We start from the raw sequence: 364 nt of genomic DNA, 5'->3' as shown, positions 1-364 counted from the left end.
CACTTTTGAAAGGACTCAACGAGTGCTGATCAAGATTGAAAAAGTCGGGTTGGATGGGCGCTGCGGAGTGACGTTGGATAGGTGGCACGTGAAATTCCGTACCTACGAGGAAGCAAAGGCCTTTGTCGAGCAACTGGAGGCCCGAATCAAGGCTCCTCATCTTTTGCCTGTTAGCTATCGCAGACCATTGGTCGAACTGTCATAAAATCGCAGTATTTAGTTAGGCATACTCACGTTGTCTCAGCATGGGACTTCACACTGTTGGCTGCCATTGAAGGCGGCCTTTTTTATGGGCTACGTTTTTGAAAGTAGCCCAAGAAGCATCGTCAACTGAGCTTCTGCCTTTGACAATGCAGCAGAAGCG

Annotated in this window: 1 protein-coding gene; it reads left to right on the top strand. The window is 48.9% G+C overall.

Annotated elements, in window-relative coordinates; genetic code table 11:
- Nucleotides 1-205 (top strand): hypothetical protein (locus KMS84_RS39395; protein ID WP_256921464.1); only part of this gene is annotated, 205 nt, incomplete at its 5' end.
- Nucleotides 206-364 lie beyond the last annotated feature (159 nt).

It is taken from the genome of Streptomyces hilarionis, from assembly GCF_024539675.1.
Taxonomy (GTDB): Bacteria; Actinomycetota; Actinomycetes; order Streptomycetales; family Streptomycetaceae; genus Streptomyces; species Streptomyces hilarionis.
This window is presented reverse-complemented; position numbering and strand designations above follow the sequence as displayed.